Here is a 243-nt window from a genome sequence, read left to right as displayed (position 1 = left end):
GCTTGATCCACTTGTGTCGTTGTCAGAACAGTACCAGCGGCAATCAACATCTTCGGGAAGGCTTCACGCATATTATTCATGGCTAATGCCGCTTGCTCGGTACGAAAGGTTACTTCAGCACACGGTAACCCATTGTCAATTAATACTTGCGCTAATTTAACGGCTTTATTGGCATCCTTGATTGCAATCACGGGGATCACTTTAATGTGCTGCAATTGGTCATTCAGGGTCTTCATCTTTCAA

The 243-nt window shown here is 44.4% G+C and carries 1 pseudogene; it reads right to left on the bottom strand.

From position 1 onward, the window contains the following. A pseudogene (locus tag Q5762_RS39445) lies at window positions 1-191 on the bottom strand (keto-hydroxyglutarate-aldolase/keto-deoxy-phosphogluconate aldolase); the annotation flags it as partial. Window positions 192-243: the final 52 nt, after the last annotated feature.

The organism is Streptomyces sp. P9(2023) (assembly GCF_032436795.1).
Lineage (GTDB): Bacteria > Actinomycetota > Actinomycetes > Streptomycetales > Streptomycetaceae > Streptomyces.
Note: the sequence above shows the minus strand (reverse complement) of the source record. Positions and strands in the feature narration are given on the sequence as shown.